Annotated in this window: 17 protein-coding genes and 1 tRNA gene; 5 read left to right on the forward strand and 13 right to left on the reverse strand. The window is 47.3% G+C overall.

All coding sequences use genetic code 11. The features are described from left to right. Positions 1–87: 87 nt before the first annotated feature. The 3 genes from radC to QT996_RS01765 all read right to left on the reverse strand — a co-directional run bounded on the left by radC (position 88) and on the right by QT996_RS01765 (position 2,254). The gene (radC, locus tag QT996_RS01755) at positions 88–819 is read right to left on the reverse strand and encodes a RadC family protein (protein WP_333044167.1); all 732 of its coding nucleotides are present in this window, start codon (positions 817–819) and stop codon (positions 88–90) included. Positions 820–941: 122 nt separating this feature from the next. Further along, entirely contained in the window at positions 942–1,565 is a 624-nt protein-coding gene (locus tag QT996_RS01760) for an excalibur calcium-binding domain-containing protein (RefSeq protein WP_333044168.1), read from the reverse strand. Positions 1,566–2,011: 446 nt separating this feature from the next. Beyond that, the gene (locus QT996_RS01765; RefSeq protein WP_333044169.1) at positions 2,012–2,254 is read right to left on the reverse strand and encodes a hypothetical protein; all 243 of its coding nucleotides are present in this window, start codon (positions 2,252–2,254) and stop codon (positions 2,012–2,014) included. 239 nt (positions 2,255–2,493) lie between these two features. Between QT996_RS01765 and QT996_RS01770 the strand changes: the two genes are divergently transcribed. Both QT996_RS01770 and QT996_RS01775 read left to right on the forward strand, forming a co-directional pair. Next, a complete protein-coding gene (locus tag QT996_RS01770) occupies positions 2,494–3,510 on the forward strand; it encodes a succinate dehydrogenase/fumarate reductase iron-sulfur subunit (protein ID WP_333044170.1) in 1,017 nt (338 codons plus the stop codon). A gap of 94 nt (positions 3,511–3,604) precedes the next feature. After that, positions 3,605–3,793: a chlorophyll a/b-binding protein gene (locus QT996_RS01775; RefSeq protein WP_333044171.1), complete on the forward strand. Its 189-nt coding sequence runs from the start codon at positions 3,605–3,607 to the stop codon at positions 3,791–3,793. A gap of 234 nt (positions 3,794–4,027) precedes the next feature. On the opposite strand, the gene QT996_RS01780 is transcribed toward QT996_RS01775, so the two are convergent. The 5 genes from QT996_RS01780 to psbX form a co-directional block, all read right to left on the reverse strand. Beyond that, on the reverse strand, positions 4,028–4,648 hold the full coding sequence (locus QT996_RS01780; protein ID WP_333044172.1) for a pre-peptidase C-terminal domain-containing protein: 621 nt from the start codon (positions 4,646–4,648) through the stop codon (positions 4,028–4,030). 215 nt (positions 4,649–4,863) lie between these two features. After that, positions 4,864–6,312, reverse strand: coding sequence for a trypsin-like peptidase domain-containing protein (locus QT996_RS01785; protein WP_333044173.1), 1,449 nt, complete (start codon positions 6,310–6,312; stop codon positions 4,864–4,866). Positions 6,313–6,421: 109 nt separating this feature from the next. Continuing rightward, a complete protein-coding gene (locus QT996_RS01790; protein ID WP_333044174.1) occupies positions 6,422–7,546 on the reverse strand; it encodes a redoxin domain-containing protein in 1,125 nt (374 codons plus the stop codon). 279 nt (positions 7,547–7,825) lie between these two features. After that, a complete protein-coding gene (locus QT996_RS01795) occupies positions 7,826–8,635 on the reverse strand; it encodes a Ycf66 family protein (protein WP_333044175.1) in 810 nt (269 codons plus the stop codon). A gap of 284 nt (positions 8,636–8,919) precedes the next feature. Further along, on the reverse strand, positions 8,920–9,039 hold the full coding sequence (gene psbX / locus QT996_RS01800) for a photosystem II reaction center X protein (protein WP_006634855.1): 120 nt from the start codon (positions 9,037–9,039) through the stop codon (positions 8,920–8,922). A 124-nt stretch (positions 9,040–9,163) separates the two neighbouring features. Between psbX and QT996_RS01805 the strand changes: the two genes are divergently transcribed. Continuing rightward, positions 9,164–9,448 (forward strand): YggT family protein, encoded by a 285-nt coding sequence (locus tag QT996_RS01805; RefSeq protein WP_006634856.1) that lies wholly within the window; start codon positions 9,164–9,166, stop codon positions 9,446–9,448. Positions 9,449–9,508: 60 nt separating this feature from the next. Here the strand turns inward: QT996_RS01805 and accC are convergent, their stop codons facing one another. After that, positions 9,509–10,864, reverse strand: a complete 1,356-nt coding sequence (gene accC / locus QT996_RS01810; protein WP_333044176.1) for an acetyl-CoA carboxylase biotin carboxylase subunit — start codon at positions 10,862–10,864, stop codon at positions 9,509–9,511. A gap of 228 nt (positions 10,865–11,092) precedes the next feature. On the opposite strand from accC, the gene QT996_RS01815 reads away from it, so the two are divergent. Continuing rightward, positions 11,093–11,176: transfer RNA gene (locus QT996_RS01815), tRNA-Leu, on the forward strand. A 127-nt stretch (positions 11,177–11,303) separates the two neighbouring features. Here the strand turns inward: QT996_RS01815 and QT996_RS01820 are convergent. Beyond that, positions 11,304–11,543, reverse strand: a complete 240-nt coding sequence (locus QT996_RS01820) for a hypothetical protein (RefSeq protein ID WP_333044177.1) — start codon at positions 11,541–11,543, stop codon at positions 11,304–11,306. 126 nt (positions 11,544–11,669) lie between these two features. Between QT996_RS01820 and QT996_RS01825 the strand changes: the two genes are divergently transcribed. Continuing rightward, a complete protein-coding gene (locus QT996_RS01825; protein WP_332973393.1) occupies positions 11,670–11,882 on the forward strand; it encodes a helix-turn-helix domain-containing protein in 213 nt (70 codons plus the stop codon). Positions 11,883–11,950: 68 nt separating this feature from the next. Here QT996_RS01825 and QT996_RS01830 read toward each other — a convergent pair whose 3' ends face one another. The 3 genes from QT996_RS01830 to QT996_RS01840 form a co-directional block, all read right to left on the reverse strand. Continuing rightward, complete coding sequence (locus QT996_RS01830) at positions 11,951–13,474, reverse strand: hypothetical protein (RefSeq protein WP_333044178.1); 1,524 nt, start codon at positions 13,472–13,474, stop codon at positions 11,951–11,953. Positions 13,475–13,491: 17 nt separating this feature from the next. Next, on the reverse strand, positions 13,492–13,833 hold the full coding sequence (locus QT996_RS01835) for a hypothetical protein (protein WP_333044179.1): 342 nt from the start codon (positions 13,831–13,833) through the stop codon (positions 13,492–13,494). A gap of 10 nt (positions 13,834–13,843) precedes the next feature. Next, positions 13,844–16,311: CHAT domain-containing protein (locus QT996_RS01840; RefSeq protein WP_333044180.1), on the reverse strand; the 2,468-nt coding region annotated here is incomplete at its 5' end.

The raw sequence follows: 16,311 nt of genomic DNA on the forward strand, positions 1-16,311 counted from the left end.
GCCTGCTGTCAGAGGGGATTCAGCCGTCGGAGAGCCCAAAGATACAAATAACTAATGATAGTAATCAAATTAGTTAAGTATAAGAGTTCAATCGCCCTGGGGATACTCGTCCCAAAGCGTCGTCGTCTGCCGCAAGCTCCGAAAATCGCCATTCCCCAAAATCAAGTGATCGAGCAGCGGAATCGACAAAAACTGTGCTCCCGCCAGCAACTGTCGCGTCAAAGCAATATCCTCCGGGCTTGGTTCCACAATCCCCGAGGGGTGATTGTGCGAGATAATCGCCCGCGTCGCCCCCTGGCGGATCACCTCGCGAAAAATATCCCGTGGGTGAGCCAAAGTTTCCGTTGCTGTGCCGATCGTAATTACCTGAGTTCCCAGCAGCCGATTTTTCACATCCAGCAGCACCACAGCAAAGCGTTCCTGAGACTGCCACATCAAATCCTGACTCAGGGCATCCGCCGCCGCTTGGGGAGAGTCAACCACAGCCATTTCCGGCGGCCGCGACTGAAATACCCGCTTCCCCAACTCCACTGCCGCCAAAATCGAAGTTGCCTTGGCCGGGCCAATCCCGTGAATCTGCGTCAACTCCTGAACGCTAATAGTGCGTAGCACAGCCACAGGATCGCGGGAATGCAAACTCAACTGATTTAAAATATACTGTCCGAGCCCGACGGCGGAAAGTTTGCCGGGTCCCTGACCAGTACCCAGGAGAATCGCAATCAATTCTGCCGTCGCCAAACTTTTCGGGCCACCCGCCATCAGCCGTTCGCGTGGCCGTTCACTCGTTGGCAAATCGACAATTCTCAAGCTGTAAGTCATAGCTGCACCCGCACCGCAAGCTCAACAATTACACAATTTTAGCCGATCGATTTGCGTTCTTCAATTCGTACAATCACCCAAAAAAGCCTTCATCATTAACCGAGGCTGTTGGCAGATAAGATCTAAGGCAATGTTTCACAAGCGATCGAGTCTTTATCTCGATCAAGCTTAAACGGATCGCCCGGATATGCCTCTAAAACTCGCTGCGCTTCGGCTTGAGTCGCAAAGTCAGAACAGTTGCAATCCGAGTTAACGCAACTCGGAAAATCGGCACTTTTAACCTTTGGTTTAGAAGACTCGTAAATAACTTTCTTGGTATCTTCCTTTGGCTGCTGTGCATCAAGAGCAATCTCTGCGGTTCGTTCAACAGATTTGACTGAAGATGGCAATTTGCGATCGGGCTCTGGTTTGGCAAGTGTAGGTGCTGGAGCAGAAATTGCAGGTTTCGGTGTTGGTGTCGGCGTTTTCACAGTCTCCGGCTTGGGTGTCGGCGCTGCCGAAAGCAGTGACGGCTTAACGGTTTGAGATGATACTAGCGGATCGGTTGGGGCCGGAAGCGCCACTGAAACTTCCTGAGACGGAGCGGGTGCGGTGACGCCAACAAGCACAAACGAAGCCGCCATCAACCCGCCGTACATCGCGATCGATCGCTTGCGGGTTGGTGCGCCCACCCATTTCGGATTAACAATACCCAGAAAGAAGGCAGGGATCGACAATAGAAAGCTTAAGACGAAAAAATTAAACATAGCGACCTTTACCAGTAAAAAAGAGAAGTAGCCCAGGACGCAGAAACCGGGTTTCTTTTACCAAAATCCGAGGTGAAGCACGAAGGATATTTGTTTAAAAAACCCGATTTCTTTAATTTCTGTGCGTAAGTCCTGAGAAGTTAACTTCCTTAGTTATCGGCAGGCAACTCACAAATCCGTAGGATTTACGAAGTAAATATAACCCTAGACACGGGACGCTGGTAAAACTCGGTTTGTGAGTTTATTTGTCCTTACTAAACCCACGAGTTTTTCCTACAGTTCGCTATCGCACTCCGACGCCGAGAAACCGGGGTTTTTAATTGCAGTAAATGAGTAGAACCAACTATTGTTCTTAAAAAACTAGGTTTCTCGCCCCAACCGGGCGTAAGTCCTGCTAAAATTTCTTGTAACGCTGCCAGAAAAGTGAAGTGCATACCCAGCTACGTTCAGCGCAAAGGTGCGCTTACCCTAAATTCTGACCATTCTGTTGAGGCAAGCAGCCCCGAAGAAACTGGTTGAGGCGGCTTAGGTGCTGTAACCCCAAGCAAAACGAACGAAACTGCCATCAACCCGCCGTACAAGGCAGCCGATCGCTTGCGAGTTCCCAGTCCCACCCATTTAGGATTTAGGACACCCAAACAAAAGGCCGGTGTGGAAAACATGAAAGTTAATACAAACAAGCTGGACATCACACACCTCCGACTACCGAATTGCAGCGATTAATTACTTTTATCTCCAATTAATAGCTCACAAATCCGCTTAAAAAAGTTGCAATGTAAGATTTATAACTTGAGAATTATTGCTGTTTATCGAACAATAATAAAAAACTTTAAAATCTCTTACTTTAGGTAGTTGTTAAAAAAATAAGAGCTTTCTAGACAGTCAGAAAATCTAGCTTAAAATAGACACTAAATTCCTTAATCAAAATATGAAAGTCCGCTTTAATGTAGTGCGCCAAAATCAAAACGAGGCTCCCCGCGTTCACACTTACACCCTAGATGTGGAAGAGAGCAATACCATCCTCGACTGCCTCAACAGTATCAAGTGGGAACACGACGGCACTTTAGCTTTTCGCAAAAATTGCCGCAATACAATTTGCGGCAGTTGTTCTATGCGAATTAACGGTCGCTCGGCATTAGCTTGCAAAGAAAATGTAGCCAGCGAACTCGCAAGACTGCAAAAAATAGCTGATTCCAGCTCAGCAGAAATGCCTACCAATTTCATCCCAGAAATCACCGTCGCCCCAATGGGAAATATGCCCGTTATTAAAGATTTGGTTGTTGACATGACCAGTTTTTGGGACAACCTAGAAGCAGTTGAACCATATATCAGCACAGCCTCGCGAGCAATTCCCGAACGCGAATTTCTGCAAACTCCAGAAGAGCGATCGAAACTCGACCAAACCGGCAACTGCATCCTCTGTGGTGCGTGCTATTCTGAGTGCAACGCCCGCGAAGTCAACCCGGAATTTGTCGGCCCCCACGCCCTCGCCAAAGCTTACCGCACGATCGCCGACTCCCGCGACAGCGAAACCGAAAATCGACTGGAGAAATACAACGAAGGCACCGCAGGCGTCTGGGGATGCACCCGCTGTTACTACTGCAACTCGGTTTGTCCGATGGAAGTCGCGCCGATGGATCAAATTGGTAAGATTAAACAGGAGATTCTCGATCGCAAAGACGACCAAGCCAGTCGATCGATCCGCCACCGCAAAGTTTTAATCGATCTCGTCAAAGAAGGCGGCTGGATAGACGAGCGCAAGTTTGGCATCGAAGTAGTAGGAAACTACTTCCGGGACGTTAAAGGTTTGCTGAGTCTGGGCCCGTTGGGTTTGAGAATGATCGCTCGCGGCAAGTTCCCGCTGTTTTTTGAGCCTTCAGAAGGTACGGAAACGGTGCGAAATCTGATCGAATCGGTTCAAAGTTTAGAAAATTCAGCAGATTAGCCATGGGCTGTCATTTTCCTGGTAAATTACAAGTTGTGCGATCGCAAAGCTTCCCAAAAGTCACTACTCAAAACTCAAAACTCAAAACTTTTAAATGACTGCTAAAACTCCTCCATCCCCAAAACCGACAGCCCCAAATACCCCAAAACCAGAACCCGCGTTTGGGTGGAATGCCTATGCAGAACAAATCAACGGCCGATTTGCGATGGTGGGATTCGTGGGACTTTTACTGCTAGAATTCTTCACCCGCCAGGATTTTTTTACCTGGCTGGGTTTCCGTTAAATTAATCTAAATCAAGAAGGGAAGTTGAAAATTTATCGCTCTTTCAGCTTCCATTCTACTTTTAAGAGTTATTTAAAATACGGTTTATCAAATTATAAATACAAAATTATGAGTTTTCTAGTTTCAGATAACACATGAATGTACCAAAGTCGATCGCACTTACTTGGAGTGCGATCGTCCTTGAATTATAGGGACACGGCAATGCCGTGCCCTGGCTCCCAAGTTTCGTTCAAACTAATTTCCAGTTGTTTCGCGCACTCTCAAACTGTACTTGCCTCTACCTTTTGGAGGCGGATCGTAAGCATTGACAATGACCCGATAGCGACCGTTCGCAGACAAGGTAACAGTAAGCTCTGAATTGGAATTTTGCTGCGTGGCATCATCATTTTCTGCAAGTAGCTCGCCCTGGGAGTTGAAAATAGCGAGATAAGTATCAAACTCGGTACTTTCTACTGTAACAACCACTTTCTGACCCTGAGTCCCTTCAAAGGTATACTCATCGTACAAACTGCTGTCCGAGGGCAGTACAGAAGACTTAGCAGGGGTGAGTTCTCCGTTTTGCTCTAAAATGACTTTAGATGAACCCGCATCAGGACTCGGCCGAGGTTCTACAGTTGGGCTCTGAGTTGGCGAACTCTGTGGTGATGGCGATGGCTTGGGGCTTGCTTGAGCTAAAACCGCCTTGCCAGCAGGCTTCGCATTAGTTAAATTTTGAGGAAATTCTGCTGAAAGGAGGGTGAAACTACTGTTAGCAACTCCACCTAAATTTGAAACTGGCAGGGAGAGAGTCGGCTTACCAGAAAAAGTAGCTAGTAGAGCAATTGGCGCGATCGCCCAAAATCTAACTTGACGCATGAATTACCTCGATTTGCAACGAAGAAGGAAGTTCGGCAACGGATTCTGTAACGGATTTAACGGATGGAAGAAGGAACTTCGGTAACGGATGAGTGTAAAGGATTTAACGGATGGAAGAAGGAACTTCGGCAACGAGCACTGTACAAGATTTAATGGATGCACGGAAGCTGGAAGCAGAATAATTCGACCAATTACCAATGCCCAATGCCCAATTTTCACCGGACAGTTAGAGTGTAACGACCCCGGCCCGAAGCATCGTAAGCATTGACAATTACGCGGTAGCGACCCGTAGCGGGCAAAGTAACGCTCAGAAACGCATTTTTAGTCGAATCACTCGCATCGTCATTTTCTGCCACTAATCGGCTATTAGGGTCAAAGATAGCCACATAGGGATCAAAATCTGTGCTTTCTAGGGAAATGGCTACAGACTGACCTGATCGACCTTCAAAAGTATACTCGCGATACAGACTGTTGTCAGACGGCAATACTGGGCCGCCTGCGACTAAAGCGCCTTCTTCTTGCAAAATAGCCCGAGAAGGCGCGGTAGGAGCACTCGCTTTCAGTTCTAACGTATAAGCCCCTGACTGCCTAGCTTGGTAGGAATTTGCCACTAACGTGTAAGTCCCGTCTGCGGGCAGCCTGACTGTAATTCTGGCGTCTTTACTGCCTGCCCCGTCATCATCTTGCGCGATTTCGCGCTGGTTGGGTCCGAGCAAAATTAAATAAGGGTCAATTTCTTGACTTTTCATTTCTATTGTGATTTGCTGACCCGCTTTTCCCTCAAAGGAGTAGAGGTCAAAAAAGCTGTTGTCAGTGGGTAGAACGCTAGACTTGTCGGTGAGGAGGCCGCTGACGGCGGGCCCGTTTAACGGAACTTTTTGAGGTGATTTGTTGCCAAAGGGCGATCGGGCTTGAGCCACGCGGGGAGCCCGCCCTTCTCGTACCGCTGTCAGGAAAGCGGGTACTTTGTCTGCTGAAATTGCAAAACCGATACCGATATTACCTCCGCCCCGACCACGAGTAAAAATAGAAGTATTGACGCCGATTAATTCTCCTGAACTGTTTAGCAGTGGGCCTCCTGAATTGCCGGGATTGATGGCGGCGTCGGTTTGAATTAAGCCCCGCTGCTGGTCGATGCGGCTGACGATTCCGACTGTAAAAGTACCTTGAAATTGACCGAATGGATTGCCGATCGCAAATGCTTGTTGCCCGACTTTCACCGAACCTGGACGGGCTAAAGGAATAGTGGGCAAATTGTTTTGACCCCGAATCTTCACCACGGCTAAGTCTAGACCTTCTTCGCCGAATCCGACGACATCGGCCACAAGTTTTTTGCCGTCTGACAAAATGATATTGACGGTACCGCCTGCCGAAACCACGTGGGCGTTAGTTAACACCATGCCGTCGGGGCTGATAATTGTGCCGCTGCCGTTAGATTTATCTGTATCGACGGTAACAACAGCCGGACTAGCCTTTTCGTAGACTCGAATATTGGTTTGTTCTTCGACATTTTGGGCGATCGCACCCTGGGAATGCACCGAGTTAAATTCCGTTAAATCTGTTGATTGCCGCACAGGGGATGCTGTAACAACCGCAGTAGCGCTGGCTGTTACCCCTACCGTTAAAATTCCCGATACTGCTAAACTTAGAAGTTTGAAATTCATGGCGATCGATTATTATTTAGCGATCGGTAGCTACGAATTAGGTTTTGTGGCTAACCGCTAACTACCTTCTGTAATTATTTTAGGACTTGCACCACGGTAGTGACATTCCTCACGCCGGTTCTCCTTTTCGGGAATCTGAATCAGCAGCTAAATACTTAAAATTAGCTTCTCGTACCGCAGCGTCCTCATTGCCGTAGAAAAAAGACAGCAAAGCAAAGCGCTGACCACTAATCACGGCAGTGGCTTCATGCAGCAAAGAACACGAAAAAATAATCGCCGTGCCCGCATCCCCTTTATAACCGTGGGGCGCGTACTCTGGAAACCGTAAAAATCCCCCCGTGTACTCTCCCACATTCAAGTTTAGCGTCATCGCAAACCTGCGGTGCAGCGTAGCTTTGCTAGTGTTGTCGCGGTGCGGCCGAAAATAACCGCCGCTGTCAGCATCGTAACAACCTATTAAATACCGTTCAAACCTGGTAATTGTAAACTGAAAAGCTTTCTCTACTTCCGGCATCACCCGGCGCAGAATAATCGCACTCAATTCTCGCTGGAAATCCTCGTCTTCAATAAAGAAATCTCGACGCTTCTTGAAAGTCTCGTCGTACAGGCAAACTGTTTTCCCCTCTATTTGCCTCATAAAGCCCGAGGGAGTGCCACCCTTAGCTTTGTACATATCGATCAAACTACGGCAAAATGCTTTGTTTAAAACGTTAGGAATTACCAACACGGGGGCATGAGCAGTAATGGGTCGAGCTTCCTCAATTGGGGGCAAAGTTTTGAGAAAATCTAATACTTGCTGGGCGTGTAGGTGCGGTTCGCCCATCTGCAAAATGTTAATTACCTGAAGGTTTTCGTTGAGTACAAAAGTTTGGGGTGCATAGTGAACTCCGGCAACTCCATTTTGTTCGACATCTTGGGACACACCGTACTTCTGACTGACTGTTTTATCCAAGTCCCAGAAAAAGATGAATGACGGAGCAATTGTTGTCGGTCTGTTTTGTTCTTTGTCTGCTGGGTCAACGCTCACTCCCAACCGCTCTACTTGCAAGCTTTGGAATTCCTCTGATAGCTCTTGAAAGCTTTTGAGGATAACTTGGATTTGTTCAAAAGCTGCGCTGCCAAAGAAAAACAGCACGACTCGCTGGCCGCCAACCGTCGAGAAATGAAATAAGGGGTTATTTGTAGAAGGGATGGAAAACCAGGGAGCCGGATCTCCTATTTCTAGTAATGGCATCTTGCTGATTTTAGATTTGGGATTTTATATTTAGATTATTATGCTGTCGATTAGTTCCACAGGTTCGGTATGTTAGGATTTTTTTACAAAAAATTAGGTTTTATGTGTGTATATCTACGTTTGTCTGCGGTTTCACACTCGCAATTTACAGTCTTTTTAATAAGTCTAATATCTGATAATAAGTAGATGGGTATCAATAAACGCAACTTAGAGTTTTGCTGTGTCCCAAGTCGGAGCTGGGCAATAAATGTTTAGTTTCACCCACCTACTTATGTTTGCCTATTTGTCGAAACTGGGGGAATTATCCGGTTGGTCTTCCGGGTATTCTACAGGTCGATACTCCACGTAATCTGACGGCGGTGCTTCCACGTCGCGGTTGCTGGGGCGAGACCTGGATGATTCCGTAGGACGGGGTTTTTTGGTTCTCGGCGGCGTATCGGAACTGCGGTTTTCCGAAGCAGGGGGGCGACTGCTGCGGCTGCGGGTCGGTCTTTCTTCGGGGTTGTCTGAAACGTCCCAGTTGTCAGAGTCTTGGGCAGGCGGGGCTTCTGGGCGAGAGGGACGTTTGCGCGACGATCGATCGGGCGACTCAGACCTGGAGGTGTTAACGCTGCCGTTGCGATTCGAGGGGCGGCGGCGGGGTTCGTCGTCGTAGGCTTCCCGAGAGGAACGGTTGTCTTGGCTGCCTCTAATCCGGGGACGCTGGGGGTAGTCTTCCTCTGGTTCTAGCTGCTCGATTTCGGAATCGTAGCCGTCGTAAGCGTAGGCATTGCTGACGGGTCGTTCTTCATCTACGTATTGGGCACGACTTTTGGCTTGTGCTGTGGTTGCTCCGCGCAGCTTAATGCTTTCTGCTGCAAAAAATATGGCGGAACCTGTGAGCAGAAATTGACCGAATGCCAGAATTGGGTCAAGCCGCCATCCTTGAAATAACAGGATACCGCCGCACAGCAGGCCGACTGCTGCAAAAAAAATATCGTGGTCTCGGGCTAGTTTGGGACGCCACGATCGCAGAAAATACAGTCCTGCCCCTGCAACGGCTAGGATGATCCCTAGCAGGCTGCTCCAGTTCAATCCTAAATTGACCATTAGCCTATCTCCTATGTCTTTCCTATGTTAGCGAGTTAGATTTTACATCTATCATTAAGTCTGTCAGCCCGACTGTGCTTTCTGGGGCAGCGTCCGGTCAGGGTTTCAGCTTGGGAAGTGAACCATATAATAATGAGTTTAACGGGAAAAAACCTCAGCTTGGCAGTCAACTGAAGGTTTTGCCTTGACAGTTGCTGGCAGCCGAGGTTTCTCGGATCGGGGAAATGCCCGACTTGTAGCCCACAATTGACTTGCAGCGCCGGACTTAGACACCCGCTGACTTTTTAGGTGCGCTTGATTTTGTCTTTTTGGCTGATGAATATCAGGCCGATCGTTGCTGGAAGCACTACCACCACCACGCCGACCAGCAGGCTGTACAAAAAGTTCGCGAGAGAAGGAGTCATAGATTCCAAGCCTTTGTTACAACAATTTGATTTTTATTAATTTTATACTTTCGATCGCACCTGTGAAACGGTTAAAATTATGAAGGGCAGACTTAACAAAACTTAAATTTTCGAGATAAGACCCATGACTGGTATTACCGTTGCAAGTTGGATTCTGGGCTCTGTCCTAGTCGTGATGACCTTGCTGTTTATTTTTCGGATCGTCCTGACTTGGTATCCCGAGGTGAACCTGAGCAAGTTGCCGTTGAGTCTGATTGCTTGGCCGACGGAACCTTTTTTAGCCGTAACTAGAAAGATTGTACCGCCGATCGGCGGGGTGGACATTACGCCGATTATTTGGGTGGGTATCTGTAGCTTGCTGCGAGAAATGATTCTCGGTCAGCAAGGGCTACTGACGATGATGATGTAGAAGTGGGCGGTTGATGGTTGACTGTTGGCGGTTCACTGCCAACTGCCAACTGCCAACTGACTAATGACTGTTTTGGTTCAAGAACTGTTCGACGAAATTCGTGTAAACTTCGCCGCTGAGAAACTCGGGGGAATCGAGGATTTTTTGGTGGAAGCCCAGGGTGGTGGGGACGCCGGTGATGGCGCATTCCCGCAATGCCCGTTTCATCCTGCGGATGGCTGTCGGTCGATCGCGCCCCCATACAATTACTTTACCGATTAAAGAATCGTAGTAAGCGGGTATTTCGTAATCGGTGTAGACGTGAGAATCCATCCGCACGCCGGGGCCACCGGGAGGCAAATAACCGCTGATTATGCCGGGGTGGGGTCGGAAATTGCGATCGGGATCTTCGGCATTGATGCGACACTCGATCGCGTGGCCGTTGAGAATTACTTGGTTTTGCTTGATTTGCAGTTTTTCTCCTTGGGCGATGCGGATTTGTTCGGCTATCAAGTCGAGGCCTGTAATCATCTCGGTGACGGGATGTTCTACTTGGATGCGGGTGTTCATTTCCATAAAGTAGAACTTGCCCGATTTGTCAAGTAAAAATTCTACAGTCCCCGCACCCGTGTAGTTGATGGATTTGGCGGCGGCAATGGCGGCGTGACCCATTTGATCTCGCAGTTTCTGGCTGAGGGCTGGGCTGGGGGCTTCTTCGAGGAGTTTCTGGTGTCGGCGCTGAATCGAACAATCTCTCTCGCCGAGGTGGATGACGTTACCGTAGTTGTCGGCGAGGATTTGGATTTCGATGTGCCGGGGTTTTTCGATGAATTTTTCGAGGTAAAGTCCAGGGTTGCCGAAGGCTGCATCGGCTTCGCCTTGGGCTGCTGAGAATAGTTTGGGGAGTTCCGAGGGTTCTCTAACTAGCCTCATGCCGCGGCCTCCACCGCCGGCGGTGGCTTTGATCATCACAGGATAGCCGATGTCGCGGGCGATCGACAAAGCTTCGCGATCGTCGGCCAGCAATCCCTCGCTACCGGGAACTGTGGGGACTTTCACTCGCTGCATCGTTTCTTTGGCGGTGGATTTGTCGCCCATCGCCCGCATCGCCGCAGGAGAAGGGCCGATGAAGGTAATTTGATGGTCGGCGCAGATTTCGGCAAATCGGGCGTTTTCGGCGAGGAAGCCGTAACCGGGGTGAATGGCTGCTGCGTTGCGCGTCAGGGCAGCCGCGATGATGTTGGGGATGTTTAAATAGCTTTTGCTGCTGGTGGGGGGGCCGATGCAAACGGCTTCGTCTGCCAACTGGACGTGCAAGGCGTGTTTATCTACGGTGGAGTGTACGGCGACCGTGGCAATCCCCATTTCCTCGCAGGTCCGCAATATGCGGAGAGCTATTTCTCCCCGATTAGCGATTAAAATTTTCGAGAACCCCATCTTCGCTGCTTAATTCACTCAATATTCTGTACAATAATGCCTTTCGGTATGTTCTGGATAATCGTTTTCCAGAAATTGTTCACAAAAATTTATTTTACATTTTGCTGGTAGTGGTGCTATGATTGTAAATCGGCGGTGCAAAAGGGCAAGTCACAAGTTAAATGTCAGGAACCTCAACCTGCGAATCTTTAACTCGTAACGCAAAAATCCCGGAGATTGCTAGAAAGAGCGGATGTGGCGGAATTGGTATACGCGCACGCTTGAGGTGCGTGTGGCATTATGTCCTTGCGAGTTCGAGTCTCGCCATCCGCATTGAATATATAAAACAACTGTTGACGGTTTTTGGCTGTTGGCAGTTGTTTTATATTGAGTGGTTTTTCTAGAAAGTCGATCGAGTTTTAGATCGGATTCTCGAAAACTCGATCGAACTAAGCTTTCTTTAACTGTCGATCGACAATTGTGTTTGAATTGGAACGCTGAGTTCATTTACGCACAGCGCATTTACAAAAACAATTGTATGTGGGACTGCGGGCATTAAGCGACGCAGTGCATTCAAGTAAGCTTCGGCATCAGGGCGACGAGTAAAACGGGCGACTGTTAACTGCTGACAGTTCGAGAGTTGGCGAATTATACACCAAGGTTTAAGTCGATCGCGATAAGTGAGTTCTTTTGGTATCATAGGAAAATCCTTTCCACGAAAGTGGACGGTTAGAGAGGCGATTGCCCTTGATTTATCAGGTCTGAGGGCGATCGTCTTTGTGATTACAAATATTAAACGATAAATACTTATCGTTTGTCAAGTAGAATGGGGTTAGTTAGGTTCCGAATCCGAGAGTTGGCTGACGAAAAAGGATGGACGTTAAAGGATGTTGCCGATCGATCCGAGGTTCCGTACAGCACAGTCAGGCACTATGCTCGTTCGGAAGGACTAGCAACGGTTGATATTACATCAATTCAAAAAATAGCTCGCACCCTCGATGTTTTGATTGAAGAGTTAATGGATGTTGTCAAAGAGTAAACAGATTTATCAGTAAGTCGCGAGAATATGACAGCGAAAATGTAATTAACAAAGAAAGCAGAGGGCGATTACACATCCCCAGAGGTAAGTTGATTTTGGGGACTAGGTGAAATTGTCTGCTGAGGTGATGATTTAGCGTTGAGGTGGCGTTTAGTGAAAAACCAAGCCAACCATCCCAAGCCTCCACCGCCTACACAACTAAGTACAAGGGCAATAATGAAGGGATGCGGGGGAAGCAGAGGATGTTGGGGAGAAGGCAAATCCCAAGGTTTTTCGATTAAGGGGTAGCCCGCTGCTAAGATTCCGGCAAAGCCGACTCCGACACCGATGCCGGTACCGACTGCTTGAATCGTATTTTGTAAATTGCGATCGCGCTCTTTTTCCACTTTCTCATACTGTACCTGTTGTTTTTGAGCATCAACTTCTACAATGCCCCGGATAGTTTCAATCATCTGTTGAAACAATTGCCGTCCTACGGTAAGATAACTTATATTGACTTTAATCTGTTTCTGAAATATCTGGCAACTCCGGTCAACAAATTTTTGTATAAAATCTAAGTTATCCATTTCTTGGATGCTGCAATCGCCAAGTTGTTTGAGCCAATAACTATAATTTGCAACATTCGTTTCAATTGTAGTCTGGTGAAGTTCTATATCTCGCAAATAGCGGGCATAATTTAACCCGATTTGGGGGAGTTCAGTCAGACACCCCTCCAGTTGCTCCAGCCGCTCGTCTCTATTTGATTTCAAACGGCTAAACTCTTCCACCTTCTCCTCTAATTGCCTATAAAGTTTTCTCGCTTCCTCATTGCATCGATACGCTTGGTGATAAGCATAAATAATTTTACTACGACAGCATAATAAATTGATTAGCGGACGGTAATAATTGCCATCCTCCTCCAACTTTAAAGTTTTTTCATTAGTATCTAACCAGACTAGAATGTGACACTTTAACTTGGGATCTTCTTGACTATTGTCAAATTCCAAAATGGGACTACCTAGAAGTTTTCCGTCACCGACTAAATAGGGTTTTGGCTGTTTAAGCTCTGAATCTTGAAACAAAGCGTCTACACAATCTTTTGCTAAATCTTGATGATTGCCAGCAAAATCAACAGGTTTAGCAAATAATACTAGGGTTTGTCCCAGTGATGCTTGGATTTCCCAAGGTAGTAGACAACCTTGAAAATTTAGACTGCTCAGTTGCTTGACTTCTACTGTAGAATTGCGAAAAAGCAGCGTGAAGTCCAGCGCGTAAGTGTCGTGGAGTCGGAGGGGATAAATTACGCCTTTCAGAGGCAGTTTATCCGGTTGGCTAACAGTTGTAAATGACACCAGTCTCTCGACATTTGACTGCCAAAGTTCCACATAGTCACTTTGTTCGTTATTTTGGCTATTTCTATTGCTTAGGTTTTCAGGTAAAAAATCGAGCTTTGGCTCTGTTTGCAGCAGTTGTCCCAAAGCAACGCATTTATGCCATAAATGGTCAGCCTCTACAGATTGTTTATCCCCTTTTGCCAGGTTGCTGTACAAATGAAAGGCAAACAGCATTAGTTTGGGGTTGGCAAGTTTGCCTGTCAATTGAGTGTTGTTCATCACCTAGAGCCTGAGTGCTATTTTGACTGGTTGGGGAAAGTTTCTTGGATGGCATTTGATAGCGTTTCTTTGGTTACTTCGCGACGAGGTTTAGGCCCTGGCTCTGAAGGAGCCTTCACGTTGTCGCCGATTCCTGGTGGGCGAAACTTATTATCGCCGTGCAAGTTTCTCAAAGCCTCAAGTATTGGAAGGCGACTTTCGCAATTACACCAATTTGAGACAGCATGAGATATTTGATTAATATCATCTGGCAGAGTAGCACGTAGCTGGTGTAATTCAGCCTCGTGTTTATAAAATAATTGAGGCTGGGTAGCAATCAACAGTTGAAATGCTCTAGTGTTGTCTTCTTCAAATGACATTTATAGACTCCTATTGACCGATAGCACAGAAAGCAGCCCAGTAGTAAGGCGATTGAAAAGGTTTAGCTTTAGCTTCCATCTTATTAAATAATGCAGGTAACTGTACAATTTTTTGTGTGGGATTCAAGGTAAGTTTGCTTGTCCATAGCTGCAAATCTTCTTTAGTGGCATCCCGCAGCCAAACTTGAGCTGATTTAAGGGCAAGGGGGACACTTAACCCGGCTTTGAGAAGCTGATAAAATTTTATCATTAAAAATGAGGCTGACACATCGCTGACGGCCCACAAAGTCGCTACTAAACTAGAGCTACCAGCCGCCAGGAAACCGCTAGGTAAGCTGATATATTCATCGCTGATGCTGTTAAATTCGCTGATGCCTGTGTAGCAGGCGGAGAGGACAACCAGGCGGCATTCTCGGAGGTCAAGGGCAAAGATGTCTGCTAAGGTGAGGCATTTGGTGAGGTCGAGGGTGTTGCCATTTTGTAAGGGTAGATAGCGAGTGGGGTTTTCTTCAGGGCGAGGCGGGGGTAATTCGCAGTCGGCTAGCAGCAATGCTGATAGCAAAGGTTGATTAAAGTTAAAGTAGCCATGACAGCTAAAGTGGGCGCAGTGGGTAATGCGGAGACGGCTGTTATCTATGAATAATTTTTTGGCATCACTTTGGATGAGGATATCTTTGAAGTCGAAATGCTCACTAATCACTTGTACTTCTAAGTCGCTACAGTTCAGGTCATTAGAGGGATTTTGGACGGCAAATAGGTGAGTGAAATTTGGGCGTTTTCGCCTTTGTGCCTGTTGCAGCAGTTGACAACTGGGGGAATAGCGGACACCTTGTTTGAAGCAATCTAGTAAGTAGGGATTGGTGGGTTCAGGAGGCTGAGTTTCTGGGTTAAATCGCTTCCAGGTTTCAGGGCTAATCGGCAAGGCGTGAAGGGGGAACAGGTGTAGGAAAATGTGGGGAATTAAAATTAGTCGATCGCAGTGTTTGGGTACTTTCCCCAGAATTTCATTGATATGCAATATTTCAGATAAGCTTTGGAGGCGAGGGGCTAGGTTTTCCTGCCATTGGGTTTTATCTTCTTCTTGGTAATCTCTCAGATATTCCTCGCCCCAATTTACCAAGGCTTGAAAGTCGGCTTTTGAAGATTGCCATACTATAGGATTTGGTGATTGGGGGGTGATAATGAAAGTAAGGAATTTGTCGCCCAGGATGTACCATTCAAGGATAGCGGTGTTTTCTGCAGTGAGGGCTTGAATATCGCTGTAGAAGATGCCTTTAACTTCTTGAGTCAGGAGGAAGTCGGGGTCAATGGGTTTGATGTCACGGACGAGCAGTTCCTCGAGTTGTTGCCACAATTGGGTGAGATGGATTTGATCGCGGCTGCTAGTTTGTAGGGTGTCGGTTTGGAGGCCGCGTTCTCCCGATATTGTGCCGCCGTTGCTGTTACGATTTGTCTGTTGGTTGTCTAGTCGGCGCTGTTCGGCATCAATTTCTCGACGCAGGCGCGAGAGTTCGTTGAGAACGGTTTCGGGAATATCGCCTTTGGGGTATAAGTCGCGGGTGGCGAGGAGTTCGACTAAGTTGCGGGCTTTGCTGCGTTCGACGTATTCTAGGGCTTTGGTGTAGTGTTTTAATTCGATGCAAACTTCTACCATGCCCAGATAAAGTTCATTCCATTCTTCAGCTAATTTCTGTTTGCTTTCATCCCCAGATTGAATCTCGCCCCGTAAAGTTTCTACTGTTTCAATCGCTTTGGCATAGGTATCATAAGCGAGTTGCCATTGCTGGTTACTTCGGTAAAGATTACCTAAATTAGATAAAGTCCCTGTATGTTCTTGTGGGAAAGCCTCGCGAGTTCTAATAGTTAAAGCATTGTGATAAAGTGCGATAGCACTTTCGATATTCTCTGCTTTATCTCCCCTGATTCTGTGACGGTAGGCTTCTCCCAAATTATGTTGCGTGCCGGCCCAATATTCGGGAAAAGCATCACGGGTGTAGACAGTTAATGCAGCAGTGAAAGATGCGATAGCACTTTCGATATTCTCTGCTTTATCTCCCCTGATTCTGTGACGGTAGGCTGTTGCCAGATTATTTTGCGTCATAGCCCATTTTTCGGGAAAGGCATCGGGGGTGCGGATGGTTAATGCAGCAGTAAAAGAGGCGATCGCATTTTCGATATTCTCTGCTTTCTCTCCCCTGATTCTTTTACTGTAGGCATTTGCCAGATTATTTTGCGTCTGGGCCCAATACTCGGGAAAGGCATCGGGGGTGAGAACGGACAATGCAGCAGTGTAAGATGCGATCGCCAGTTCGATATTCTCTGCTTTATCTCCCCTGATTCTTTCACTGTAGGCAATTGCCAGATTATTTTGCGTGCCGGCCCATTTTTCGGGAAAGGCATTGCGGGTGTAGACGGTTAATGCAGCAGTGAAATATGCGATCGCAACTTCGATATTCTCTGCTTTCTCTCCCCTGATTC

Source organism: Microcoleus sp. S13C4 (assembly GCF_036700865.1).
GTDB lineage: Bacteria > Cyanobacteriota > Cyanobacteriia > Cyanobacteriales > Microcoleaceae > Microcoleus.

Excerpts from the sequence above, each read along its gene's own strand:
- accC (WP_333044176.1), bottom strand. The coding sequence starts at position 10,864 with ATGGGGTTCTCGAAAATTTTAATCGCTAATCGGGGAGAAATAGCTCTC.
- psbX (WP_006634855.1), bottom strand. The coding sequence starts at position 9,039 with ATGACTCCTTCTCTCGCGAACTTTTTGTACAGCCTGCTGGTCGGCGTG.
- QT996_RS01820 (WP_333044177.1), bottom strand. The coding sequence starts at position 11,543 with ATGATACCAAAAGAACTCACTTATCGCGATCGACTTAAACCTTGGTGT.
- radC (WP_333044167.1), bottom strand. The coding sequence starts at position 819 with ATGACTTACAGCTTGAGAATTGTCGATTTGCCAACGAGTGAACGGCCA.
- QT996_RS01775 (WP_333044171.1), top strand. The coding sequence starts at position 3,605 with ATGACTGCTAAAACTCCTCCATCCCCAAAACCGACAGCCCCAAATACC.
- QT996_RS01765 (WP_333044169.1), bottom strand. The coding sequence starts at position 2,254 with ATGTCCAGCTTGTTTGTATTAACTTTCATGTTTTCCACACCGGCCTTT.
- QT996_RS01795 (WP_333044175.1), bottom strand. The coding sequence starts at position 8,635 with ATGGTCAATTTAGGATTGAACTGGAGCAGCCTGCTAGGGATCATCCTA.
- QT996_RS01770 (WP_333044170.1), top strand. The coding sequence starts at position 2,494 with ATGAAAGTCCGCTTTAATGTAGTGCGCCAAAATCAAAACGAGGCTCCC.
- QT996_RS01780 (WP_333044172.1), bottom strand. The coding sequence starts at position 4,648 with ATGCGTCAAGTTAGATTTTGGGCGATCGCGCCAATTGCTCTACTAGCT.
- QT996_RS01835 (WP_333044179.1), bottom strand. The coding sequence starts at position 13,833 with ATGTCATTTGAAGAAGACAACACTAGAGCATTTCAACTGTTGATTGCT.
- QT996_RS01805 (WP_006634856.1), top strand. The coding sequence starts at position 9,164 with ATGACTGGTATTACCGTTGCAAGTTGGATTCTGGGCTCTGTCCTAGTC.
- QT996_RS01825 (WP_332973393.1), top strand. The coding sequence starts at position 11,670 with ATGGGGTTAGTTAGGTTCCGAATCCGAGAGTTGGCTGACGAAAAAGGA.
- QT996_RS01785 (WP_333044173.1), bottom strand. The coding sequence starts at position 6,312 with ATGAATTTCAAACTTCTAAGTTTAGCAGTATCGGGAATTTTAACGGTA.
- QT996_RS01760 (WP_333044168.1), bottom strand. The coding sequence starts at position 1,565 with ATGTTTAATTTTTTCGTCTTAAGCTTTCTATTGTCGATCCCTGCCTTC.
- QT996_RS01790 (WP_333044174.1), bottom strand. The coding sequence starts at position 7,546 with ATGCCATTACTAGAAATAGGAGATCCGGCTCCCTGGTTTTCCATCCCT.
- QT996_RS01830 (WP_333044178.1), bottom strand. The coding sequence starts at position 13,474 with ATGAACAACACTCAATTGACAGGCAAACTTGCCAACCCCAAACTAATG.